At 57.5% G+C, this 22889-nt stretch carries 24 protein-coding genes; 18 read left to right on the top strand and 6 right to left on the bottom strand.

From position 1 onward, the window contains the following. Window position 1: 1 nt before the first annotated feature. The gene (locus tag L2D14_00500; protein WNJ99922.1) at window positions 2-1225 is read right to left on the bottom strand and encodes a tyrosine-type recombinase/integrase; all 1224 of its coding nucleotides are present in this window, start codon (window positions 1223-1225) and stop codon (window positions 2-4) included. A 457-nt stretch (window positions 1226-1682) separates the two neighbouring features. On the opposite strand from L2D14_00500, the gene L2D14_00495 reads away from it, so the two are divergent. The 7 genes from L2D14_00495 to L2D14_00465 all read left to right on the top strand — a co-directional run bounded on the left by L2D14_00495 (window position 1683) and on the right by L2D14_00465 (window position 8093). Next, window positions 1683-2594 (top strand): integrase core domain-containing protein, encoded by a 912-nt coding sequence (locus L2D14_00495; protein WNJ99921.1) that lies wholly within the window; start codon window positions 1683-1685, stop codon window positions 2592-2594. Between the two features lie 114 nt (window positions 2595-2708). Further along, the gene (locus L2D14_00490) at window positions 2709-3050 is read left to right on the top strand and encodes a hypothetical protein (GenBank protein ID WNJ99920.1); all 342 of its coding nucleotides are present in this window, start codon (window positions 2709-2711) and stop codon (window positions 3048-3050) included. A gap of 89 nt (window positions 3051-3139) precedes the next feature. Next, on the top strand, window positions 3140-3685 hold the full coding sequence (locus tag L2D14_00485; protein ID WNJ99919.1) for a cupredoxin domain-containing protein: 546 nt from the start codon (window positions 3140-3142) through the stop codon (window positions 3683-3685). Window positions 3686-3765: 80 nt separating this feature from the next. After that, window positions 3766-5535 carry a copper resistance system multicopper oxidase gene (locus tag L2D14_00480; protein WNJ99918.1) on the top strand — a complete coding sequence of 590 codons (1770 nt, stop codon included), beginning with the start codon at window positions 3766-3768 and terminating at the stop codon, window positions 5533-5535. Between the two features lie 3 nt (window positions 5536-5538). Continuing rightward, window positions 5539-6243, top strand: coding sequence for a copper resistance protein B (locus L2D14_00475; protein WNJ99917.1), 705 nt, complete (start codon window positions 5539-5541; stop codon window positions 6241-6243). 568 nt (window positions 6244-6811) lie between these two features. Next, the gene (locus L2D14_00470; protein ID WNJ99916.1) at window positions 6812-7600 is read left to right on the top strand and encodes a DsbA family protein; all 789 of its coding nucleotides are present in this window, start codon (window positions 6812-6814) and stop codon (window positions 7598-7600) included. Between the two features lie 88 nt (window positions 7601-7688). Continuing rightward, complete coding sequence (locus tag L2D14_00465) at window positions 7689-8093, top strand: cytochrome c (protein WNJ99915.1); 405 nt, start codon at window positions 7689-7691, stop codon at window positions 8091-8093. Between the two features lie 4 nt (window positions 8094-8097). On the opposite strand, the gene L2D14_00460 is transcribed toward L2D14_00465, so the two are convergent. Next, window positions 8098-8427 carry an SHOCT domain-containing protein gene (locus L2D14_00460; GenBank protein ID WNJ99914.1) on the bottom strand — a complete coding sequence of 110 codons (330 nt, stop codon included), beginning with the start codon at window positions 8425-8427 and terminating at the stop codon, window positions 8098-8100. A 216-nt stretch (window positions 8428-8643) separates the two neighbouring features. On the opposite strand from L2D14_00460, the gene L2D14_00455 reads away from it, so the two are divergent. The 8 genes from L2D14_00455 (at window position 8644) to L2D14_00420 (ending at window position 16031) form a co-directional block, all read left to right on the top strand. Beyond that, window positions 8644-11103, top strand: a complete 2460-nt coding sequence (locus L2D14_00455) for a heavy metal translocating P-type ATPase (protein WNJ99913.1) — start codon at window positions 8644-8646, stop codon at window positions 11101-11103. 35 nt (window positions 11104-11138) lie between these two features. Continuing rightward, window positions 11139-11759, top strand: a complete 621-nt coding sequence (locus tag L2D14_00450; GenBank protein WNJ99912.1) for a hypothetical protein — start codon at window positions 11139-11141, stop codon at window positions 11757-11759. A gap of 18 nt (window positions 11760-11777) precedes the next feature. After that, window positions 11778-12455 (top strand): VTT domain-containing protein, encoded by a 678-nt coding sequence (locus tag L2D14_00445; protein WNJ99911.1) that lies wholly within the window; start codon window positions 11778-11780, stop codon window positions 12453-12455. A gap of 2 nt (window positions 12456-12457) precedes the next feature. Beyond that, on the top strand, window positions 12458-12721 hold the full coding sequence (locus L2D14_00440; protein WNK01709.1) for a DUF2933 domain-containing protein: 264 nt from the start codon (window positions 12458-12460) through the stop codon (window positions 12719-12721). Then, entirely contained in the window at window positions 12718-13392 is a 675-nt protein-coding gene (locus tag L2D14_00435; protein ID WNJ99910.1) for an isoprenylcysteine carboxylmethyltransferase family protein, read from the top strand. The genes L2D14_00440 and L2D14_00435 overlap by 4 nt, the downstream gene beginning before the upstream one ends. A 298-nt stretch (window positions 13393-13690) precedes the next feature. Further along, entirely contained in the window at window positions 13691-14131 is a 441-nt protein-coding gene (locus L2D14_00430; GenBank protein WNJ99909.1) for a potassium channel family protein, read from the top strand. A 51-nt stretch (window positions 14132-14182) separates the two neighbouring features. Then, the gene (locus L2D14_00425; protein ID WNJ99908.1) at window positions 14183-15493 is read left to right on the top strand and encodes an APC family permease; all 1311 of its coding nucleotides are present in this window, start codon (window positions 14183-14185) and stop codon (window positions 15491-15493) included. 319 nt (window positions 15494-15812) lie between these two features. Beyond that, window positions 15813-16031, top strand: coding sequence for a hypothetical protein (locus L2D14_00420; protein ID WNJ99907.1), 219 nt, complete (start codon window positions 15813-15815; stop codon window positions 16029-16031). Window positions 16032-16320: 289 nt separating this feature from the next. On the opposite strand, the gene L2D14_00415 is transcribed toward L2D14_00420, so the two are convergent. The 3 genes from L2D14_00415 to L2D14_00405 form a co-directional block, all read right to left on the bottom strand. After that, window positions 16321-16899 (bottom strand): TetR/AcrR family transcriptional regulator, encoded by a 579-nt coding sequence (locus tag L2D14_00415; GenBank protein ID WNJ99906.1) that lies wholly within the window; start codon window positions 16897-16899, stop codon window positions 16321-16323. A gap of 294 nt (window positions 16900-17193) precedes the next feature. Next, window positions 17194-18366, bottom strand: coding sequence for an SGNH/GDSL hydrolase family protein (locus L2D14_00410; GenBank protein ID WNJ99905.1), 1173 nt, complete (start codon window positions 18364-18366; stop codon window positions 17194-17196). Window positions 18367-18368: 2 nt separating this feature from the next. After that, entirely contained in the window at window positions 18369-19724 is a 1356-nt protein-coding gene (locus tag L2D14_00405; protein ID WNJ99904.1) for an MBOAT family O-acyltransferase, read from the bottom strand. A 292-nt stretch (window positions 19725-20016) separates the two neighbouring features. On the opposite strand from L2D14_00405, the gene L2D14_00400 reads away from it, so the two are divergent. From L2D14_00400 to L2D14_00390, 3 genes are all read left to right on the top strand, one after another. Further along, a complete protein-coding gene (locus L2D14_00400) occupies window positions 20017-20502 on the top strand; it encodes a response regulator (GenBank protein ID WNJ99903.1) in 486 nt (161 codons plus the stop codon). A 60-nt stretch (window positions 20503-20562) separates the two neighbouring features. Further along, the gene (locus L2D14_00395) at window positions 20563-20928 is read left to right on the top strand and encodes a response regulator (GenBank protein ID WNJ99902.1); all 366 of its coding nucleotides are present in this window, start codon (window positions 20563-20565) and stop codon (window positions 20926-20928) included. A gap of 134 nt (window positions 20929-21062) precedes the next feature. Then, window positions 21063-21989: an endonuclease/exonuclease/phosphatase family protein gene (locus L2D14_00390; protein WNJ99901.1), complete on the top strand. Its 927-nt coding sequence runs from the start codon at window positions 21063-21065 to the stop codon at window positions 21987-21989. Here the strand turns inward: L2D14_00390 and L2D14_00385 are convergent. Further along, window positions 21982-22749: an NADPH-dependent oxidoreductase gene (locus L2D14_00385; protein ID WNJ99900.1), complete on the bottom strand. Its 768-nt coding sequence runs from the start codon at window positions 22747-22749 to the stop codon at window positions 21982-21984. The two genes, L2D14_00390 and L2D14_00385, sit on opposite strands and share 8 nt — an antisense overlap. Window positions 22750-22889: the final 140 nt, after the last annotated feature.

Genomic DNA, 22889 nt, shown 5'->3' with positions numbered 1-22889 from the left:
TTTAGGTGCTTCCCGCAGTTGCTACAGCATTTCTTAAACTGTCATCGCTGACCGCTGTATAAAACTTCATCGTAATCACCGGGCTCGAGTGTCCAAGAAGGCGTTGTGCAATCGGTAACGAGACGCCCCCATTCACCAGACGGCTGGCAAAGTCGGCCCGCAAGTCATGAAATCGAAAATTTTTGAGGCCAGCTCTTTTGCGGAGCGAGTTCCAACTGTTGCGGAGCTTGTCCATGCGTCCGCCATCGGGCCCGGGGAAGACGTATTCGGATACTAGCTCTGATTGGGATCGCCATTTATTCATTACTTCCCGAAGTTGATCGTTCATCGGAATGACCCGGCTCTGCGCGGTCTTGGATACTTCGCCTCGGACAATGAGTTCACCTTTCCTGAAGTCGATGTCCGCCCATTTAAGCGAGAGGATTTCGCCCCGCCGCATTCCGGTGTGATAGGCGGTGAGAACCATCGGTGAAAGGTGGTCGCCGTAGTATGTGAGTTCAGGGTATGGGTTTAGATGCCGGACTCGCCGCCACTCGTTGTAGCTCTCCCGTCGGGCCCGAAGTTCTGCGTCGCGCTCACGCATGATATCGAACAGACGCACGCGCTCCTCATCGCTCAGAACTCGAACTGGCTTATACTTGTCAATCTTCAGTGGCTTCAGCCCGCCTAACGGATGAAACTTTAGGGCTTCCCATTCCACCGCCTTGCTCAGCACGGCCCGGATCACGTTGACGTTTCGATTGACCGTGTTAGGCGAGACATCAGACTTCAGGCGTTTTCCCCGCCAGTTGTCGATGAGCTCGCGATTAATTTCATCGAGTTTGAGCCGCCGCCACTGGTTGAAGTTGCGCCGTAGTTGAGCCTCTTGCGATACGGGGTCCTTGAGATTTGTACGCACCCACGGAAGGTACTTCTCATCCAAAAACTCTCCTAACGTCATAACTCGATCATTATTCGCAAGTTGACCAAGACGCGCCTCGGCAATTTTTCTCTCTGCATTGCGCCTTGCCTCGCCTGGACTGGTCATTGGGTGCTCACCTACCTTGATTCGGCGTTGTCGCCTTACGGACGAGCCTCGATGGATCGAAACGAAGTAGGCAATGGTGCCCGACTTCTGTTGCCGGATAAGGAAGCCTTTAAGAGACGAGTCCCGAAACTCGCGGACCTTGTCCGGTGTCTCGTGCGCCAGTCTCCGCACCAAATTATTATCTATCTTAATAGTCATGTTACCGCTCCTGTTCGTGCGCTGAAGTGCGCGTGAAGTGCAGGAAAACACACCGAATATCACCTTGGGAATATTCCCCAACACCAAGGGCGGCAACTTAAATAATTGTAGATAAACGGGTTTTCGGTGCCTCTAGGTGTTAGAGGGTGTTGGAGCGTGACATTTACTGGGCATTCACACGGCAGGGGTCACAGGTTCAATCCCTGTCGCGCCCACCATTCTTTTCAAGGGGTTATGGGTTTCCTCAATTGAGGCTATTAACTCTAGCAATCAACGGTTCTGCCCCTGCCAAAAATCCTATCCATTGAACCAGACTTGACCGAGTGGTCGATCCGGTGACGATTGCCTTGTGATGCTCGACGTTGTTCATCCGATCGTTTGATGTTTTCTCCGTCGGCTCATTCATGGACCGGCAACGGAGGTTGATGTTGTCGCTCTTCGCCACCAAGTCGCGGCATTGCAGCGGCAACTTCCCGCCCGGCCGAAGCTCACGTCGTGGGACCGCCTGTTCTTTTCGGCTATCTACAAGGTCAATCCGCGCGCGCTCGTGAACATGCTGATCGTGAAGCCAGATACCGTGATTCGCTGGCACCGGGCCGGATTTCGTTTGTTCTGGAAGATGAAGAGCAGTCGCGTGGTCGGGCGGCCGAAAGTGCCAGCGGAGATAAGGAATCTGATCCAAGAAATGAGCATCGATAACCTGCTCTGGGGCGCGCCGCGCATTCATGGGGAATTGCTCAAACTCGGCATCGACGTGTCGCAATCGACGGTCGCCAAGTACATGATGAAGCGCCGCTGCCCGCCATCTCAAGGCTGGCGGACTTTCCCTCGGAACCATACCGACGGTATCGCTGCGATTGATTTATTCGTCGTGCCGACGGTCGGATTCAAGTTGCTATTTGGGCTCGTCATTTTGGATCACGACCGTCGGAAGATGATTCATGTGAACGTGACATATCATCCGACGGCCGAATGGATCGCGCGGCAGGTCGTTGAAGCCTTCCCTTGGGATGAAGCGCCTCGATACTTAATCCGAGATCGGGACGCGTCCTACGGCCAAGTCTACGTCAATCGTCTGTCCGCGATGGGGATCAGGGATCGACCGACGGCACCGCGTTCACCATGGCAAAACGCTTATGTCGAGCGTGTTATTGGTTCAATTCGCCGGGACTTGCTGGATCATGTCATCACGCTAAACGAGCGTCACTTGCGATCACTGCTGCATCGGTACGCCGATTACTACAACGGCTATCGCACGCATCTCGGTTTGGACAAGGACACTCCCCTGGGTCGCGCCGTCCAGGCCGTCGGCTCGATATCAGCGCTGCCACAGCTTGGCGGCCTTCACCACGCCTACGTCCGGACATAGTTTTTGATAGGGACAACGGGAAATTCGGCCTCGGGCAGGTCCAAAGTTGTGGGCAAGGTCAATCACTCGGTTGGTGCTTGACTGGCAGAACGGTTTAAGCGAAGTAGTCAGTGAATGAAAAATTTTACCGTCATTTTATTGTCGCTGTTCCTTGTCGTGAACCCGTTAATGGCTCACCACGCGATGGGGAAGGTCGGCCATGCCGGTCAAGCCGCCCAAGGGCTTGGCATGGACGAACACGCGAATGACGCGAGCGATAGTGTTTCCAAACATATCAATGAACATTCCGATGATGCTTGTTCTGTTGCGCTCGCTCATTGCGTAGCGCCTGCGGACCATCGTGCTGCCGCGGATGAGTTGGTCCTGCTTTCATCCGAGCGACTTGTATTCGTTCATCAGGACGATGTCAGATCCAGGCTGATGCCGGAGCAGGAAACGCCACCCCCTCGAACCTGAACAGCAAGAATAAATGTCTTCCCGACGTGCAACGGCTTACGCGCCTTGCACGCGGCTATTCTTATGCACAGATTCGAAGGATTACACATATGACCTCCAAGTTCATCGCCAAGGCGATCTATTCCATTACCCTCAGCGCCATTATTGGCGCCACTTCATCCGCAGCCCTGGCCGATCCCGGTCACGGCAAAGCTACAAGGATCGGCGCGCCGGGCAAGGTCAGCGAAGCCGCGCGGACAATCGAAATTACCATGCACGACAACTACTACGAACCGGAGAATATATCGGTAAAGGAAGGCGAGACGGTTCGTTTCATCATCAAGAACGCAGGCGAGTTCGTCCACGAGTTCAACATTGCGACCGCTGATATGCACAAGGCTCACGGGCCGGAAATGATGATGATGGTGGAGCAAGGCGTGCTTCTGGCGGACAAGATCGACCGTGATGCGGCCAAAAAAATGCAGGCCTCAATGGGGCACGGCATGCATGACGACCCTAACAGCGTACTGTTGGAGCCCGGGAAAAGCGGCGAGATGATTTGGAGATTTCCGGAACGTGCCGATCTGGAGTTCGCCTGCAATGTTCCAGGACATTACGAGTCCGGGATGGTTGGGCAGGTAAAACTCTCCCGCTGACACGTTGTTATTGAGACACGATCTGCCGCGGGCCGTGCTCGCGGCAAGGTTCATCAAGGCTTCAACAAGGAAAATCAATAATGTCTTTTCGCTTTCTGCTGCGTGCAGGTGTGACTGGCGGTGCGCTCGCCCTCTTGGTGGGCGGCGTATCCGCTATGGCTGGCGAATACTCGCTGACCGTCGATCCGGTGCAAATCGATACCGGTAAATTCACCCGACAGGGTATCGGCTACAACGGTGCTTCGCCGGGGCCGGTGCTCAAGTTCAAGGAAGGAGAGGATGTCGTCATCCGCGTAAAGAACAATCTCTCCGAACAGACATCCATTCACTGGCATGGTTTGATCCTCCCGTATGATCAAGACGGGGTGCCGGGGATCAGTTATGCGGGCATCGCGCCCGGCGAAATCTTTACCTACCGTTTTCCGATCGTACAAAACGGCACCTACTGGTTTCACAGCCATTCACGGTTTCAGGAGCCCGACGGCGCATTCGGAGCGATCGTTATAGAACCGAAAAAACGCGAGCCGTTTCGTTATGACAGAGAATACGTGGTTCAGTTGACGGATGCGCATCCGCACGCAGGCAGCCGCATCATGCGAAACCTCAAGATGTCTGCCGATTACTACAATCGCAAACGGCAGACGATTTTCGATTTTTTCTCCGAAGCCCGGGAAAAGGGGCTCAGCGCGGCATTCGACAACCGAATGATGTGGGGCGACATGCGTATGATGCCGAATGACATCGAGGACATGCAGGGCTTCACACCTCTTATCAACGGCTGGTCGTCAATACAGAACTGGACTGGTCAATTCAAACCGGGAGAACGTATCCGGCTGCGGTTCATCAACTCGTCTGCGATGACCTATTTCGATATTCGCATCCCGGGTCTCGAAATGACCGTGGTGCAGGCTGACGGAAACAACGTGCAGCCGGTTGCCGTGGGCGAGTTCCGAATTGCAGTTGCCGAAACATATGACGTTATCGTCCAGCCCACCGAAGACAGGGCGTATGCGGTGTTTGCCGAATCGATGGGACGGACCGCGGGCGTACGGGGAACTTTGGCGCCGCGCGACGGCATGGCCGCTGAAATTCCCGAGCTTCGTAAAGACCCCCGACTGACCATGGCCGATATGGGCATGGATCATGGCAACATGTCCGGTATGGACCACAGCAACATGTCCGGTATGGCCCAAGGCAAGGTGTCCGGTATGGACCACAGCAAGATGTCCGGTATGGCCCAAGGCAACATGCCAGGCATGGACCACAGCAAGATGTCCGGTATGGCCCAAGGCAACATGCCAGGCATGGACCACAGCAGAATGGCCGGTGCTGCGAAGAAAGCTGATTCTTTTTACGCTGCGGGAAGCGGGCTGCTGCCGAGTGCCGCCAATGGCAAAAAGTTTTTGTCATACGGCGACCTGAAAGCACAGAAACCACTGTACGTTGAACGAGAAGCCACGCGCGAAATAGAGCTGCGCCTGACCGGCAATATGGAACGCTATATCTGGTCCATCAACGGCGTGAAGTACAAAGACGCAGAACCGCTGCGGCTTCAATACGGAGAACGCGTTCGCTTCAAGTTCGTTAACGAGACCATGATGACCCATCCCATGCATCTGCACGGCATGTGGTCAATACTGGACAACGGGAACGGCAAATGGAATCCGGTCAAGCACACGATAAGTGTTGCGCCGGGAACGACTGTTTATACCGAGACAGAAGTCGATGCCCCCGGCCAGTGGGCGTTCCATTGTCACCTGTCGTATCACGCTGACAGTGGCATGTTCCGCAAGGTCGTGGTCGAAGGCGGACCGAACGCCGCAGCCGCCTCTCCGGCAACGGGGGGCTGAGGGATGATGAAAAGAAAATTCATCGCCGTCGTCTTTGCGCTCGGGGCCCTGGCGTCGTCTGCCGGTCAGGCGGAAGAGCTTGTCTGGGGCGTGAAGGTCGAGCAACTGGAAGTTCGGACCGGTGACAACGGGACTGACGTTCTTGCGTGGGATGGCGACGCCGTCGTCGGCACGGACGAATTGAAGTTCGTGGTGCGGAACGAAGGTGAGTTCGAGACGGACGGGGACGCCCTAGAAACCATGGAAACGCAAGCGCGGTTGCAGATGCCGATCTCGGATTTCTTCGACGTCGCGGCGGGCATCCGCTTCGATACACCAGAAGGGCCGAACCGTGTGCATGGCGTGGTTGGCATCAAGGGACTCGCACCACAATGGTTTGAGCTCGATGCCGACCTCTATATGTCGGACCATCCGTCATTTCGGTTCAACGCAGAGTACGAGGCGTTGATTACCAACCGATTGATTCTGACTCCGAGTATTGAGATCGATTTGCCGTTTAACGACGATCGGGAAATCGAGATTGGAGCCTGGGGCCCGAAGACCGAAATCGGCATGCGGTTGAGCTATGACCTCGTCGATCGCTCGTTCGCACCTTACGTGGGCGTGCATTACGAGCGGTACTATGGTGAAACAAAGGACATCAAGATTGCCGAAGGCAAAGAGGGTGATGCCCTTTGGTTTGTCACGGGCGTGCGGCTCCAGTTTTAGTCGCCCGGCCCGGCACAGGTCCATCTTGGATTGCCTGTGCCGGGCCGCACTGACCTGACCGACCGTGCCGGACGTCCTGGGACGTCCGAAGAAAATTCCCTGTCTGCATGGGAAAGCAACGTTCAATGTTTTCAGGGGAGTTCGCGGCCCCGGTCCGACATGTGGCAACGACCGCATACAACGATGACACGGCAAACAGCCGGCTCAACTCGGCTGTCCTCGATAGTCCGGCACTTATTCGGAATCGCCAGGTGGTACATGGTGTCCGTATTGACTGAGAGGCCACCGTTTGCCTGAGATATTTCGGGGATATGTTCAGATTAGCCATGGGATAGTGCGTGCGCAAACTGGTGCCCGCCATCGTGATCGACGAGGCGGGAACGAAAATTGCCGAATACCTGAATGCTCCATCCATATCGTCACCCCTTTCCCGGGATGCACGCAGGTTTTCATGATACGCTCCGGGGGCCGATTCACATAATCACAGAGATCATTTGACCTTCCTGTCACTGGCAGCCTTAAAAGGGCGAAAGTCTGAAAAGCCCATGATCGGAGTGGAAACGGCAACATGCATGGCCTTATAACCCGGTTTGCGTTCACTACAGTATTCGCATGTGCGCTACTTCTTCTCGTAGCGTCGCCGGTGTTGGCGACTTCCCATGACACTGTTTTCAGTAACGAAGAGACGCAAGCGATCAAACAGATCATCCGCGACTACATCATGAAGTCGCCAGAGACGATCCTGCGCTCCGTTCAGGAACATCAGGCACGGCAAGAGTCCGAAAAGGAGCAGCGGGTCGTAGAGATCATTCGCGACCGCAGCGAGGAGTTGTTGAACGACCCGAACTCATATGTCGCCGGCAACCCCGAAGGCGATGTGACGATGGTCGAATTCTTTGATTATCGGTGCGGTTACTGCAAACGTGTACATCCGGTCGTTAAGAAGCTGCTCCAGGACGACGGAAATATCAGGTTGGTCTACAAAGAGTTCCCGATCCTTGGTCCACCTTCCGTTTATGCTGCGCGCGCAGCGATCGCATCACTGCCGGGCGAGAAATATTTGCCGTTCCACAATGCCCTTATGGAGGCCCGCGGCGCGTTGACGGAGGAACGGGTACTGTTTATCGCCGAGGACGTCGGTCTCGACCCGGAAACTGTTGAAGCCGATATAAAGAGCGGAAAAGACCGAGCGAATGAAATCATCGCCATGAACTTCGACCTGGCCGATGCGCTGAAAATTACCGGGACCCCCGCATTCGTCATCGGAGATACGGTTATACGGGGTGCGGTGGACATGTCGACGTTTGTTGATGCCATCGCCGATGTGCGCAAGAAGCAAAGAGCTAAAGGCGGGTGATGCGGAGGACGGTCCGCCGATAGATGAACCGTTTCTGCGGGATTGGTATCGCGCACCGCACCGAAAACGTTGAACTGGAGATATGGAAATGAAAAAGATACTCCCGCAACTTTATGTGCTCGCCATTGCTATGCTGTTGGTGCCATTGTTTGCATACGGTGTGCCGGCCGCGCAAAAGGCGATCTACGAAAATCCGATCGAGCCGAAGAAGACGCCTGAACTAAATCTAGGCAAATTAAACTACGACGCGTATTGCGCGTCGTGTCACGGCAAGACGGCCGGGGGCACCGACAAAGGGCCTACATTCATCAGTCGGATCTACCACCCGGGGCATCATAGCGACGGCGCGTTTTACCTCGCACCGAAGAACGGCGCGCGCGCGCATCACTGGACATTTGGCGATATGAAACCGGTTCCTGAAGTCAATGATTCGCAACTCGAATATATCGTCAAGTACGTGCGTGCTGTGCAAAAGGCGAACGGGCTGTTCTGAGGCGTTACGCGCCGAGCGTCTTCTTCCGTTCCTCGTATTCGGCGCTGTCGATTTCACCTTTGGCAAAGCGTTCGTTCAGGATGGCGAGCGAATTGTCCCGCACGTCCTTGCCATGGTTGCCACCGCCGCCCACGCCCAGGAATTTCAGAACCAAAACGATGGCTACGGCGATGACGACGGTCATCAGGATCATCATCATCGGACCCATCAACATACCGTTCCACATCATCGGGTGGTCGCTGTATCCGTAACCGTAACCCTGCGCATGGGCTAGGCCGGAAGCGGCCATTGTCGTGCCACCCGCCATTAATGCACTCAAAAAAGATGTTCTCATTGTTCCAGCTCCTTCGGTTGGTTTGGGCAACGGCCTTTTTCGTGCGGCCTTGTCTGGGAAACGCAACATGGGGGTGCGTAAAAGTAAATACATTGATCCAGATCATATTTTCTTGGCTTCATCTAATTGTGAACAATAATTAATGAGAGTGCCCATTGACCTTCCAGTAACTGCTAAGATTAGGTTTGTCGAAATTGTTCAATGCCGGAGGGTTTCATGGACAAAAGCAGCGGACATGCGAGAACAGATACTTGGCGTGATCCGGTTTGCGGCATGGAAGTCACTGCGACAGCCGATAAGCCATCTGCGGAATACCAAGGTCACGACTACCACTTTTGTTCCGAAGGGTGCTGGAATAAATTTCTCGCCGCGCCGACAGATTATGTAAGTGCGGAAGATCCGGTTTGCGGTATGTCCGTCGATCGCGGGTCAGCAAAGCACTTGCACCGCCATCAGGGCGAACTGCACTATTTTTGTTCTGCTAGGTGCAAGGACAGCTTTGTCGCCGCCCCCGCGGACTACCTCGGGGACCGGCCCGAGCCGGCATTAATGCCCGAAGGCACGATCTACACCTGCCCAATGCATCCGGAGATCGAGCAGGTCGGACCTGGCACCTGCCCTAAATGCGGCATGGCGCTGGAGCCTAAGGGCGTGCCAGCCTCGGACGATGGCCCAAACCCAGAACTCGTTGACTTCAAGCGGCGCTTTGTGGTCGGTGCGGTCCTTACCCTGCCATTGTTGGTGTTGACAATGGGGCCGTACGTCGGCTTGCCCGCTAGGGAGTGGATCGGTGAGAGCACCGCGCTCTGGACGGAGCTTGTCCTCGGCACGCCGGTTATCCTCTGGTCCGGCTGGCCGTTCATGGTGCGTGGTTTCCAGTCGTTCCGTACCATGAACCTCAACATGTTTTCGCTGATCGGCATGGGAGTTGCGGCGGCGTTCCTGTTCAGCGTCGCCGCTGTCCTCGTGCCTGACATCTTCCCGGACGGATTCCGCGATGCTGACGGTCACGTAGGCGTCTATTTTGAGGCTGGCGCCGTGATCGTGGTGCTGGTGCTTTTAGGGCAGATCCTGGAACTCGGTGCACGTGAACGCACCGGCGCCGCTATCCGTGCGTTGATGGACATGGCGGCAAAGACGGCCCGCGTTATTCGTCCCGACGGTACGGAAGAAGAGGTGGAAATCGACGATGTTCAGGTGGGCGACAGACTTCGCGTCCGTCCTGGCGAGAAGATCGCTGTCGATGGCGAGGTTCTCGAGGGCCGCTCGTCGGTCGACGAGTCGATGATTTCCGGCGAGCCGGTTCCTATCGAGAAAATTGTCGGAGATACGGTCACGGGAGCTACCATCAACGGCACAGGCAGTCTTGTTATTGAAGCCACACGGGTCGGCAAGGACACGATGCTCTCGCAGATCGTCGAGATGGTCGCGAATGCGCAACGCTCGCGTGCGCCGATCCAGAAACTGGCCGACAGTGTCGCGGGCATGTTCGTGCCGGCGGTGATCGCCGTTGCTCTGCTGGCCTTTGCCGGATGGTCGATATGGGGGCCGTCTCCGGCATTCTCGTACGCGCTGGTTGCGGCGATCGCGGTGCTGATTATCGCGTGTCCGTGCGCACTCGGTCTGGCGACGCCGGTCTCGATCATGACCGCGACCGGGCGCGGGGCACAGGCGGGCGTGCTGATCAAGAACGCCGAAGCGCTGGAACGGTTCGCCAAGGTCGACACACTGATCGTCGACAAGACCGGCACCCTGACCGAAGGCAAACCGAAGCTGGTCGCGGTAGAGGCCGAAGGTGACCACGACGAAAACGAGGTGCTTCGTCTGGCGGCGAGCCTCGAACGCGGTTCGGAGCACCCTCTGGCCGAGGCGATCGTCTCCGGCGCACGTGAGCGCGGTGTCGAACTTTCCGGTGCGTCCGATTTCGACGCGGTCACCGGCAAGGGCGTCATGGGCACGGTCGACGGCAAGCGCGTCGCGCTGGGCAATGCCAAACTGATCGACGACCTGGGACTGGACGCGGGCGCCCTGACTGACACCGCGAACGACCGGCGCGACCAGGGTGAGACGGTGATGTTCATCGTCGTCGAGGACAAAATTGCGGGCTTGGTCGCCGTCGCCGATCCGGTGAAGGAAACGACGCCGGATGCACTCAGGAAACTGCACGACCTCGGGTTCAGGATTGTTATGGCGACCGGCGACAACGAGCGCACGGCCAAGGCCGTCGCGTCGCGGCTTGGGATCGACGATATCCGGGCCGACGTACTGCCTGCCGACAAGGCGCGGATCATCAAGGAGCTGCAGGACGAGGGCCGCAAAGTGGCGATGGCCGGTGACGGCGTCAACGACGCCCCGGCACTGGCCCAGGCCGACGTCGGCATCGCCATGGGCACTGGCGCCGATGTAGCGATCGAAAGCGCCGGCTTCACGCTGGTGAAGGGAGATTTGAACGGGATCGTCCGGGCGCGCAGGTTGGCCACGGCGACCATGCGCAACATCAAGCAGAATCTGTTCTTCGCGCTCGTTTACAACGCGGCGGGCGTGCCGGTGGCGGCGGGCGTGCTTTATCCGTTCCTTGGACTGCTTATTTCGCCGATGTTCGCAGCGGCAGCCATGAGCCTGTCGTCGGTGTCGGTCATCACCAACGCGCTGCGTCTCAGGACGGTGCGTATCTAACGCCAACCTACTAACCAGGAGATATACAAATGCGAATGCCAAAGATTATTAAAATAGCCATGCTTGTCGCTGTCGTTTCCGCGGTTCCCGTCGCGGCATACGCGCACGGATCGGGCTCGGGTATGATGCAGGGGCAAGGCTACGGCATGGGACCCGGCATGATGGGGCAGCAAGGCTACGGCATGGGACCCGGCATGATGGGGCAGCAAGGCTACGGCATGGGGCCCGGCATGATGGGGCAGCAAGGCTACGGCATGGGGCCCGGCATGATGGGGCAGCAAGGCTACGGCATGGGGCCCGGTATGATGGGGCCCGGTATGATGGGCCCCGGAATGATGAATATGATGCACGGCATGATGATGGGCCGGGGTATGACGGGTTGGGGCTACGGCATAGGCCCCGGGATGATGGGCCAGGGCTACGGTATGGGCCCAGGCATGATGGGCGCGGCCGGAAACCGAGAAGTGACGGAAGACGACGTGCGCGGGTTCCTTGGCCGTCAGTTGGAAATGCACGGTCTTACGCGCCTGAAAGTCGGCAGCATAGATACGTCGGATGACAAGGTCTTCAAGGCGGACATCGTTACCAAGGAAGACTCGCTCGTGATGCGCGTTGTTGTCGATCGCCGTTCCGGATTCCCGGTGGCTTTCGAGTAAGTATGTTTGTGAGGCACGATGGCGTCACGTCGCATCCTGTTTGTAGGGTCGTTTGTCGGTCTGCTCGGCGCCGGCTGGTGGATCGCCTCATCGAGCGGTGCCGTGGCGGATTTGTACCAACCGCAACGCATTAGGATTTTCATCGACGACGCCGGCTTTTATGGCCCGCTGTTCGTCATGGGGATCATGGCGGCGGCTATCGTGTTCAGTCCGTTGCCGAGTGCGCCGATAGCGCTCGCTGCTGGCGCGGCGTATGGACACACCTGGGGCACGGTCTACGTTCTGATCGGTGCGGAGATTGGCGCAGTTGCCGCCTTCGTTATCGCGCGGGTGTGCGGTCGGGAATTTGTCCGCCGGCTTGTCGGTGACAAAGTGCCACAAACTAAGGTCAACACCCAGAACGGATTGACGGTGGTCGTTTTCGTCACCCGTCTCTTACCGTTTCTGTCGTTCGACGCTGTGAGTTATGCCGCCGGGCTGACGCGGCTGACGGCGGCACGGTTTGCCGCTGCAACATTGGCAGGCATGATCCCGGCCACGTTTCTGCTTGCCCATTTCGGCGCCGAGATGCGTGCCGATGACTGGGCGGCGCTGATGATCGGGTTCTCTATTTTTGCGGCGGTCATGCTCGTGTCGCCGGCGGTCGTTTACGTCTACCGCAAGCATAGAGCCGTTCCCAAAGGAGGAACACAATGACGATGAATCACAACCATGGAAATGGCGACCGAGCGGCGCCCGCCGGCCTTCGAGCCTGGCTGTCCAGACACGGACTCGTCCTCGCTGGATTTGTTTTGATCGCGGGATACTTTCTGTGGGCCGAGCACAAAGCGCACATTTTGGCATTTTCCGCGTGGTTGCCGTGGTTGTTGCTTCTGTTGTGTCCGCTAATGCATCTCTTTATGCATCATGGACATGGTAGCCATGGAAGTAGCCACGAAGACGAGCGGGGAGACGAGAAATGACTGGGGAAGAACATTCTGCTTACGGACTCTGGTCTTTAGTCGTCATTAATTCGGCGATCTTCATTCTGTTCGCGTTCAGCTTTTTCAAGCCGCAGAGCAAACGAGACTGGCGGTCATTGGGCGCCTTTTCGGCCTTCATCATCGCCCTGTTTACTGAGATGTACGGTTACCCGCTGACTATCTATCTGTTTTCCGGTTGGCTTTCAGACGTTGCACCAGGGGTCGACATCTTTTCACACGATGCAGGGCATTTGCTTTCAACGGTGCTTGGTATAGATGGCAATCCGCATTTCGATGTTCTACACATCATCAGCAATATCCTGATCCTCGCCGGCTTTATCATTATTTCGGCGGGCTGGCGCGTACTGCACGCGGCACATCAGGAAGGTACAATGGCCCGAACTGGCCTCTACGCTCGGGTTCGCCATCCTCAGTATGCAGGATTTATGCTGGTGATGGTCGGCTTCCTCTTCCAGTGGCCGACCTTGCTGACCGTTATCATGTTCCCGATTCTGGTCTTTATGTACACACGCCTTGCAATTCGAGAGGAAGAAGTGACGCGGCGCCGTTTCCCGGACGAGTGGGACGAGTACGCAGCATCGGTGCCGAGATTCATTCCTCGATTGACGTCAACACATGAACCGGATCCGCTCTCGACTTCCGGGAGATAAATGGATGCTTACTTGCTTCTGCCGTGATGAATGAGGCGCACTATAACAAGACGGCGATGCACGAACCAAAACGATGGCGTTGCTTCGAGAAGGCCGAGATAAACTTCGAAGCCTACTTCAAACGCCTAAACAGTTGGGAATAGATCAGGCCCGAAGGACGTTTGGCCGCCGCTGAGACGACAGCCAGGTGCTATACAGGGCGATCGATCTCACGGCACCTAAGAGAAACATAGTTCTGGCGGCGTAAGATGGAATTGATTTGCACTGCAGCTGGGCGTGCTCCGGCGAGAGATGACACATGATTGTCGCATTTGTATCTATGCTGACAACGTTCTTGCTGTGCGCTTTTTTTCATTACGAGGTGCTCACGGGCATGAGCCGTTTTATCCCCGGTGAGGGACGCGTAGTGCGGCCTATCTTCCTTCTTATCATGGCTATCGTCGTTGTAGCGCATTTTGCTGAGATAGTGTTGTTCGCTATGACCTTTTACCTTTTGCAAGAGACTTGGGATATCGGACACATTGATGGTGAGTTCACGGGGATATTCTTCGATTACGTCTACTTTTCGGCTGTCACCTATACGTCTTTAGGGCTTGGCGATGTCTGGCCGCACGGCCCGCTTCGCTTGGTCACGTCTATCGAAGCTCTGACCGGGTTGATCCTGATCGGCTGGACCGTTTGGTTCAGTTATCCGATCGTCCGGCGAGGTTGCCGGCAAGGTCATCGGGGAGGCGTGTGATGCTCGTTTCGGGGTGCGATACGGCAAGCCAGATTGATAAGAGGTAATGATATGGCACACAACCACGTGGACCGATCCGCGCGTTATGCGAAGAACAGCCTGACGATGACCGGTGCCGTAGCGCTTGGTACCGGCGTAATGATTGGCGCCGGAATTTTTGCACTGACCGGGCAGGTAGCACAGATGGCAGGCGAATGGTTTCCCTTGGCGTTTATCGCTGCCGCCGTTGTCGTTGCCTTCAGCGCGTATTCCTACGTTAAGCTGTCCAATGCCTTTCCGTCTGCAGGCGGGATCGCGATGTTTCTGGAAAAGGCCTACGGCCCCGGCACCATGACGGCAGCCTGTGCGCTGCTTATGTATCTGTCGATGGTTATCAACGAAAGCCTCGTCGCACGCACCTTCGGTACATACGTCATGAGGCTATACGACGGCACGCCGCCGTCCTGGGCGGTGCCGACGCTCGGCGTCGGGCTACTGCTGTTTGCCTTCTTCGTCAATATCCTCGGCAACAAGATGATACAGACGTTGTCGTTCATCATGGCGTTCCTGAAAATCGGCGGGATCGCTGTGTTCGCCATTGCCGGACTGGCAGCGTCAGGCATGACCTTCGAGAGTGTTTCTGTCGATCCGGCGGATACTACCGTTGGCGGGTTTCTGGGGGCCGTCGCTCTCGGCATTCTCGCTTACAAAGGCTTCACGACCATCACTAACAGCGGCGGCGAGATCATCGATCCGCACCGCAGCGTCGGTCGTGCCATTATCATTGCCATCGCCATCTGCGTCGTGATCTACGTCCTGGTATCGCTGGCGGTCGGCGCCAACTTGTCACTCGCCGAAATCGTTTCTGCGCGAGATTACGCGCTGGCGGAGGCGGCGGAACCCGCGTTCGGCGATCTGGGTCTTTGGTTCACTGTGGCGTTCGCCATCGTTGCCACAGTGTCCGGCGTAATCGCCAGCGTGTTCGCAGTCTCACGCATGCTGGCCATGTTGACGGAAATGAAACTGGTACCACACAGCCACTTCGGCATGCCGGGCGACATTCAGAAGCACACGCTTGTCTACACCATCGTCATCGCCATGGTCCTGACGGTGTTCTTTGATCTGGGCCGTATCGCCGCGCTCGGTGCGATCTTCTACATAATCATGGATATCGCGGTGCACTGGGGCATCCTGCGTCACCTGCGGATTGAGATCGGCGCATCTGCCTGGGTGCTGGTGACGGCCATCGTTCTCGATGTTGCCGTGCTGGCGGCGCTGTTGATGATCAAAGCGGGAAGTGACATGACGCTCGTCTATGTGGCGACCGCTGGAATCGTGGTCGTCTTTTTCGGCGAGAGATTGTTCTTGAAACGCAGGCGGTAGGCTCAGCCTCCCGTTGCTGAAACCGGAGGTTCGTTGACGTGGATCAATGCAATTCGAGCGACGCCGTGTAAGGTTTGCCGATCCTCAATTCTCGAAGAAGGTGCGATGCCACGCGCCCGAAGTGGGCTTTCGGTCGGACGCCAATCGACGAACAGGAGGGATCCCATGTTGCGAATTAAGGAATATACCGGCCTTGAACACGCCGGTTACGGACTGCGGGATGTTCGGACTATCGCCGTACGCACACACGCTCAAAAGCACAGTTTCGTGTTTGGCTTGCTTGTCGGCGGGATTATGAGCATCGCGGATTGCATCCGGGGTGGCACGTGCCGATACCGGGCATGGGTATGATGACGAGAAAGAAGGATGCCGTGTCGAGCAAATGATCGAACCGCACAAGGGCCACAGCCACGACTTCGAGGTGATGGAGAAAATGTCGCCCGAGGAGATAGGGCGATTGATGCACGAAATGGAAGAGATCTGCCTTGTGATTCCGCCGATTGATAGCCATCGGGGCTGTGAATTATTCCTCAGCTAAGGCTGTGTCGTGTGCCACGAAGTGAACGGTGTTGGCGGCGCGAATTGTACCGGGATCCTCGAAGGGGTTGCAGGCGATCGTTTCGATCATGCCCTCAAGGCCTTTTTAAATTACCGCCATTCACGCCTTGCGGGAGTAAGGGGAAGGTAATCCGTATATGAGTTTCATGTTGCCGCCTCCATTGAAGAGAGATACATACCAGTAGGTACAATCAATTACAAATGCAGACCGTAACGGTTCTTCGGTGTCGGTGATGATGGTATGTGCTGTCGCGCAGATGCCTGGTTGTTTATGCGCCCGTGTCCGGCTTGACGGCATGTTCAAGCAGGACAAGCGCGCCACGGCTTGCTTGGCGAATCTTGGCGGAGTTGCCGTTGATCCGGCTGAGAGCGAAGCCGCCCTGTACGACGGCGACGATGGCCGTGGCGATATCCTTGGCCTTCATCGTGTCGTCCAGCCGTCCCGCTTGCTGCGCATCTATCAGAACGCGCTCGATCTCGTGCTCGACATGTTTAAAGTAACGCGCGATCGGGACCCGCAGGGATCCCTCCAGAACAGATTGTTCATTGGCCAAACGGCCGAGGCGGCAGCCGTTGACGCCGTCGCGTTTCACCTTGAGGTATGCCGTAATTTTGTCGATGGGATCCGCCTGCGAGGCAAGGACGGCATCGAACTCTTCGGTAAGCTCGCGTTCGATTTCCTCCAATGCGTACGCGCTCAGGTCGGCCTTCGTCTCGAAGTGGTGATACATGCTCCCCTGACCGGCACCGCTGGCCTTAAGCACCATGCGGGGGCTCATGGATTCGTATCCGACCTGCCACAAAAGGTTTTTTGCGGCTTCGACGATATCGTCCTTTTTTGAAACCATCGGAAAACTCCGCCAAACCCTCAAAGCTGTGCTGAGTATAATCGTACAGACTAGTTGTTACAAAGAAAGCAAAACCGGGGAGCGTTCGAATTGCTTAGCCGGCCTGGTCATATGGCGTGGTAAAGCCCGCCGTTCTTATCAAAGCTCAACGTTTTAATTTGCCCCCGTGGACGCGCCCCCCCAACGATACCCCGCAACACGCCCGCCCGAATACGGAAGGTAAATGACTTTCGAACGATCCGGCGGTGGATGACTTAACCATCGCCTTGCAGGATCGTGTATTACAAAGGAACTTCACTTCGGCCCGTCGGCAAGGGCGTCTCGCAGGAGTGAAGAAGAAAGCAGTCCATTTGCCAGTGCGCGGCTCCAGGCAGCGTGGCCGTTTTCGTTCAGATGACCGGCGCCCCGCTCGGCGCCGAACCCGTAATGGGGCCGGAGTGTGTTGCCGGGGATCGCGTCCTCGAGGAACGCGACGTCCAGTCTCGGTCCAGCGATCGCGTCAACTATTCGCGTGCGCACCCGGGCCAGGCCCGGCTCCCCGCCGAGGTCGCGGATGCAGGACGGAGTTGCACGGGTATGCAGATAGATGGCGATACGCCCGGAGATGTTCAGGCGCCGCAACGCATCGTCGAAAGCCACGCCGATGGCGCGGGCGACCCCCCAGGCATCGGATGCTTCATCTTCGCCCGCCAGGCGGGCCAGGGTCCGCCACATGCCGGTGCATCCTTCTTCCACGCTCAGCGGCGGTGCCACAGCCGCCGTGGCATGCATGTCATGGATGTCAGCGAAGTCCGCCAGCATCTTGTACAGGCGGAAATGATCCTTGAGCCACGATTTGATACGGAAGAGCGGACTCGACATGAGCGCCTCGTAGCGCTTCTGCGAGTCGTTGATGAGCTGGTACCGGCCATCTTCCCGCTTCGCCATGCGGATGGCCTCGCCGGCCCAGACCGTGCGGCCGCCGAAAAGATTTTCCAGTGAAAATACGCCGAGGACGTATGCGGGATGAAGCACCGGTGCCTTTTCCTGCAGACGCGCCAGCATGCGGGGCGGTGTGGCCCCAGGCATGGCCAGCGACGCAACGGATACTTCGATGCCGTGACGTGCCAGCGCGGCGGGCAGAAGGAAAGGAAAGCGGCGGCCCTCCGGGACCTGTTCTCCGGCGGCCATGCTGTTGCCGAGAAGTGCGATGAGCGGCCGGTCGGCGGGACGCGGCGGCAGGCTGGCTCCCGGCAGGCCATCGCTGTCGATGTAGGTCCAGGCCCGGTTCTCGCGGAAATTCAGGAGCTTGGCGCCGGGCAGGTAGTCCACGTCAGCGTGCGGACTTGGCCGCAGCGCCTGTGGCGAAACCAATGGCATGAAATGCCACAGGGGTGTTTCTGCGACCAGACGCAGATAGCCTTCGCCGATTGTCGCCGCGACGATCAGGCCGAATAACCATTGAGCAATAAGTTTGATACAGCGCATGTTCAGAACCGGAAATAGATGAAGGGGTTCAACCCCGTGAATTGCGGCATAAGATAGACAAAGACGATGAGCCCCCAGAGCGCGGCCTGAACCCAGGGGCGCTCGTAGGTTCTCAGCCGCAGCAGTATCGGCCGTGCATCCGCCGCGACGAGAGTCCGCCGTTCCAGCCAGTGCAGGGCCATCAGGGCTGCCAGGCCGGCCGCCGCCCCGCCGGCGTTGAACCACGGCTCGACCGACAGGAGCGGCGCGTTCAGGCCGGCCATCACCGCCAGATAGCTGCCGGCGGCCTCCAGGCTGTCGGCACGAAAGATCACCCAAAGTGCAAGCACGATGGCCATATGACCGCTCCAGGCCAAGGCTTTCGGAAATCGCAGGTGCTCACGCGTCAAGCGGTGGACGGCACAATACACCCCCCACATCACCCCCCACATAATGAACGTGACGTTTGCGCCGTGCCACAGGCCGGCGATCGCCATAACCACGACCAGCAGCCACACGCCTCTTTTGGCGCCCCCGAGCGGGATATAGAGGTAATCGCGAATCCAGGTGGAAAGCGTGATGTGCCAGCGGCGCCAGAAATCGGTTGGATTGGTGGTGAGATATGGCGCGATGAAATTCCGCGGCAGCTTGAGCCCGAACAGCAGCCCCATGCCGACCGCCATGTCGCTGTAGCCGGAAAAATCGAAATAAATCTGAAAGGCGAAAGCGCCGGCACCGATCCAGGCATCGACCAGAGATTGCGGTCCGATCTGGAACACCTGATCGACGAACCCGGCCAACGGATCTGCCAGGAAGCGCTTCTTGAACAGGCCCACCAGCACAAGCCCCAGTGCCACCAGCACAAGCCGCTGACGTGGAAGGGCCCCTTGAAAGAGCCGTTTCAACTGCGGCATCAGCTCGTGATAACGGACGATCGGGCCTGCGACGAGCTGCGGAAAGAACTTCACGAAAAGAGCGATTTGCGGTACGAACCGGACCGCGCCGGGCCGGGCTTGCGGCGTGTCCACCTGCCAGGCAATCAGTTGAAAGACATAGAACGAGATGCCCAGCGGCAGGCTATTGTCCGCGAACAGAGGGTGCCCCAGCACCAATGTCGCGTACTTGAAGCTGAAGAGGGCGCCCAGGGAAAAAACCGTGGCCAGGGTAATGCGCACCTTGCGCGCGAACGGTGACAGCCACAGTCCGATATTGACGGCAAGGACCGTTGTCACGATTGCCATATCGCGCCATCCGGCCCATGCGTAGACGACGATACTGGCGCCGAGCAGGATCCAGGCGCGCGCTCGCGCCGGCGCCCAGCGGAAGCTCAGGACGACGGCAACCAGGAATACCAGGAATTCGGGTTGATGGAAGGCCATCCTATGTGCTTCAGACGATCACGGTCGCCAGGCGCGGCGGCGGTCGAACGCGACCCGTAAATCGGCGGAACCTGCTGCACCTGCCACCATCTTCATATCCGCTCGCCCCAACCATCAATACAAGCATGAACTCCGATATCAGATTCTCCGGGCGCCGTCACGGCATGGGGCGTGCCCCAGCGATCCCCCTCCTGGTCCGCCGCAGGGCCGGGACTGCGTATAAGTACGGATACATTCATTCAATTGGATATGAGAGATTTACCCTGCGATTTTTTTTAATCGGGTCCCGGTCATGAAACATTACGACCTCTCCTCTCTCGTCGTTCTGGTTGCCGAACAGAATTCATTTCTGCGGCTGACGATCAAAAGTATTCTGCGCACCCTGAAGGTCGGGCAGATCATAGATGCAGGCCCGATCAACGAGGCCTGGAACGCTTTTCAGAACTCAAGCCCGGACGTGGTCATCATAGACTGGGGGCCAGGTTATGACGGGTTGCAGCTTCTGTGGCGGCTGCGTCATGACGCGGAAAGCCGGAACGTCTTCGTCCCGGTCATCATCACGACGTCGATGACGGAATACACCAACGTCGTCGTTGCCCGGGATTCCGGGACGACGGATTTTCTGGCCAAGCCGTATTCACCGAGGACGATTTATCAGCACTTGTGCAAGATAATCGAGACGAAAAAGAAATTTGTTAAAACCCAGGACTTTTTCGGTCCCGACAGACGCTCGCGCATGGTTGCGCCGGAACATAAAAAGCGTAAATGTGACGCTTAAGCTTGTATTGCGAACCGATTTCCGGCGTTGTGAACCATATTGGAGCGGCCAGGAGCAGGTATGGGAAAAATTCTAGTCGTCGACGATGAAGAACTGATCCGCGATATCCTGCGCCAGATTCTGCAGCAGGACGGGCATGAGGTCATCGAGGCCGGAGACGGCGACACGGCCATTAAAACGGCCCGCGATGTCCGCCCCGATCTGATTGTGCTGGATATGGTGATGCCGAAAATGACCGGCCTGGAGATCGCCCCGGTTCTGCGCTCGCACCCCGGCACCAAAAACATACCGATCATCGCCCTGACCGGATCAAGATCGCCGGAAACCACCGAAGACATTCACAATGCCGGGTGCGACCGCTATATCGCGAAACCGATCAATGCCGAACAAATTCTCGGCGCCGTTGCCAAGCTGCTCAACAAGTGATGCGGCCGCCGCCGGCGTTCATCTGCTCCGGCATTTCCGATAATAAGCATTCTCCCTTTTAAAACCGGCATCTGACGCCCTATCTTCGCCTTCCCTGCCGGCCTGCGGCGCAAACATTCCCGCATGGGGGTCCGATGAAATTCTGTAAGCTCCTCGTATCGATGGCCGTGGCGCTACTCGTCGTGTCGGTGCTGGCGTATTTCGGCGGCTTTGCCTGGTGGCTCGATCTGCCGGCGCACTTCCGACCGCACATTGTGATCGCGGGCACGGGCTTAGGTGTCCTTTTTGTGCTGCTGGGACAGCGCCGTTTCGCGGTGCTTTGCGCCGGCATCATTGTCCTCGCGGGGGCGCCGTTGCTGCGCGACATCCCGTTCGAGACGGCCCCGGCCGGCGATCCGGATCTCCGCATCCTGAGTTGGAATGTGTTTTACCGCTCATCCGACCCCGGGGCCGGTGTCGCCATGCTCAAGGCGCGCAATGCCGACGTTCTCATACTGTCCGAGACGGCCCCCGGCTGGCGGCGTCACATGAAGGCGCTCGACGAGCTGTATCCCTATCAAATGCACGACGATACCTGCGACGATGTCGGCTGCCAGGTGTCTTTGCTGTCGAAACGCCCGTGGCGCAGTGTGAAAACGCAGAAGTTCTTCGATCACACGCCGCCGGTGATCTGGGCCGCGTTCGACGGGATCGACGGCGGCCCGCCGTTTCACATCGTCGCCGTGCATATCAGAAAAGCAGTGTCGGCCGACGGCGCCATGCGCCAGAACAAACAGGTGGCGGCACTGGGCAAGATGATCCGTAGCCTTGACGGCGCGGTAATCATGGCCGGCGATATGAACGCCGCGCCGTCGTCAGCCGCTTTCCGGCGGCTTGTCGCGGCGACGGGGCTGCACAACAGGCAAACCGGGCTGCGCGCGACGTGGCCTATGGAAATCGGCCCGTTCGGCATTTCCATCGATCATTTCTTCACGCGCGGGCCGCTCGGCGTTTCAGTCGAACGCCTCGGCAGTTTCAATTCCGATCACATGGCGCTGGAAGCCGGCATTTCCTTTAAGTAAAACCGAAGCCACGCGCCTTGAGCGCGGCCCTGAGGCCGTCGCGGGGCCGGGCCGAGAACTTGGCGTCGACCTCGTCGGTCCATGACGCCGCGGTCGTTGCCTTGCCGATGTCGTCATAGTGCGCCTTCAACTGGGCGTCATAGGGGTCGAGCGCGGCAAGCGAGGCCTCGGCATCATAGCGCTCGCGATGCACGATGCCGCTCTGCGGCATGCGGGGCTTCTGCTTCGGCGCTTCGTCGGGGAAGCCGAGACACATGCCGAACACCGCATAGACCCGCTTCGGGAGATTGAGGATTTCTGCGATTTCCTCGGGCTTGTTGCGCATGGCGCCGATCATGACGCCCTGAATGCCCAGCGATTCGGCGGAAACATACGCCGCCATGCCGACCAGTGCCGCATCGATGGTCGCGACCAGTCCGAGTTCAAGATTGTTGTCGTCGGCGCTATGTCCGTGCCGCTGAAACGCCGCCTCGATCCGTGTCAGGTCGGCCAGAAACGCCAGAAAAACCGGGCACGCGACAATATGCTTCTGATTGCCGCACGGCACCGCGATGCGCTCCTTGATCGCCGGGTCGCGCACCACGACGACGCTGTAGGCCTGGATATTCGATGATGTCGGCGCCCTGAGCGCGGCCCCCAGAATGGCGTCGACATGGGCGTCCGTGACAGCGGTGTCCGAATATTTTCGGATGCTGCGCCGCTGTAACAGTACATTGATGGTTTCGCTGTCGATGCCGGAAGAAAAGATGCCGGGGCTCATAGGGGCAGGTTCCTTGATAATGTGTCTTATATCAGCCAATCATGCCCGCAGCGGCAAACGGTTTGCAATGCAGCATACATATTCATAAAATATATAATGTAATAATAAAATAAAGGCGGTCAGCTCAATTGATTTGAATC

Source organism: Thalassospiraceae bacterium LMO-JJ14 (genome assembly GCA_021555105.2).
Taxonomy (GTDB): Bacteria; Pseudomonadota; Alphaproteobacteria; order Rhodospirillales; family Casp-alpha2; genus UBA4479.
Note: the sequence above shows the minus strand (reverse complement) of the source record. Positions and strands in the feature narration are given on the sequence as shown.

What these genes read in the sequence shown, in the direction of transcription:
- L2D14_00500 (WNJ99922.1), bottom strand. Translation starts at nt 1,225, where the DNA reads ATGACTATTAAGATAGATAATAATTTGGTGCGGAGACTGGCGCACGAG.
- L2D14_00490 (WNJ99920.1), top strand. Translation starts at nt 2,709, where the DNA reads ATGAAAAATTTTACCGTCATTTTATTGTCGCTGTTCCTTGTCGTGAAC.
- L2D14_00485 (WNJ99919.1), top strand. Translation starts at nt 3,140, where the DNA reads ATGACCTCCAAGTTCATCGCCAAGGCGATCTATTCCATTACCCTCAGC.
- L2D14_00480 (WNJ99918.1), top strand. Translation starts at nt 3,766, where the DNA reads ATGTCTTTTCGCTTTCTGCTGCGTGCAGGTGTGACTGGCGGTGCGCTC.
- L2D14_00475 (WNJ99917.1), top strand. Translation starts at nt 5,539, where the DNA reads ATGATGAAAAGAAAATTCATCGCCGTCGTCTTTGCGCTCGGGGCCCTG.
- L2D14_00470 (WNJ99916.1), top strand. Translation starts at nt 6,812, where the DNA reads ATGCATGGCCTTATAACCCGGTTTGCGTTCACTACAGTATTCGCATGT.
- L2D14_00465 (WNJ99915.1), top strand. Translation starts at nt 7,689, where the DNA reads ATGAAAAAGATACTCCCGCAACTTTATGTGCTCGCCATTGCTATGCTG.
- L2D14_00460 (WNJ99914.1), bottom strand. Translation starts at nt 8,427, where the DNA reads ATGAGAACATCTTTTTTGAGTGCATTAATGGCGGGTGGCACGACAATG.
- L2D14_00455 (WNJ99913.1), top strand. Translation starts at nt 8,644, where the DNA reads ATGGACAAAAGCAGCGGACATGCGAGAACAGATACTTGGCGTGATCCG.
- L2D14_00450 (WNJ99912.1), top strand. Translation starts at nt 11,139, where the DNA reads ATGCCAAAGATTATTAAAATAGCCATGCTTGTCGCTGTCGTTTCCGCG.
- L2D14_00445 (WNJ99911.1), top strand. Translation starts at nt 11,778, where the DNA reads ATGGCGTCACGTCGCATCCTGTTTGTAGGGTCGTTTGTCGGTCTGCTC.
- L2D14_00440 (WNK01709.1), top strand. Translation starts at nt 12,458, where the DNA reads ATGAATCACAACCATGGAAATGGCGACCGAGCGGCGCCCGCCGGCCTT.
- L2D14_00435 (WNJ99910.1), top strand. Translation starts at nt 12,718, where the DNA reads ATGACTGGGGAAGAACATTCTGCTTACGGACTCTGGTCTTTAGTCGTC.
- L2D14_00430 (WNJ99909.1), top strand. Translation starts at nt 13,691, where the DNA reads ATGATTGTCGCATTTGTATCTATGCTGACAACGTTCTTGCTGTGCGCT.
- L2D14_00425 (WNJ99908.1), top strand. Translation starts at nt 14,183, where the DNA reads ATGGCACACAACCACGTGGACCGATCCGCGCGTTATGCGAAGAACAGC.
- L2D14_00415 (WNJ99906.1), bottom strand. Translation starts at nt 16,899, where the DNA reads ATGGTTTCAAAAAAGGACGATATCGTCGAAGCCGCAAAAAACCTTTTG.
- L2D14_00410 (WNJ99905.1), bottom strand. Translation starts at nt 18,366, where the DNA reads ATGCGCTGTATCAAACTTATTGCTCAATGGTTATTCGGCCTGATCGTC.
- L2D14_00405 (WNJ99904.1), bottom strand. Translation starts at nt 19,724, where the DNA reads ATGGCCTTCCATCAACCCGAATTCCTGGTATTCCTGGTTGCCGTCGTC.
- L2D14_00400 (WNJ99903.1), top strand. Translation starts at nt 20,017, where the DNA reads ATGAAACATTACGACCTCTCCTCTCTCGTCGTTCTGGTTGCCGAACAG.
- L2D14_00395 (WNJ99902.1), top strand. Translation starts at nt 20,563, where the DNA reads ATGGGAAAAATTCTAGTCGTCGACGATGAAGAACTGATCCGCGATATC.
- L2D14_00390 (WNJ99901.1), top strand. Translation starts at nt 21,063, where the DNA reads ATGAAATTCTGTAAGCTCCTCGTATCGATGGCCGTGGCGCTACTCGTC.
- L2D14_00385 (WNJ99900.1), bottom strand. Translation starts at nt 22,749, where the DNA reads ATGAGCCCCGGCATCTTTTCTTCCGGCATCGACAGCGAAACCATCAAT.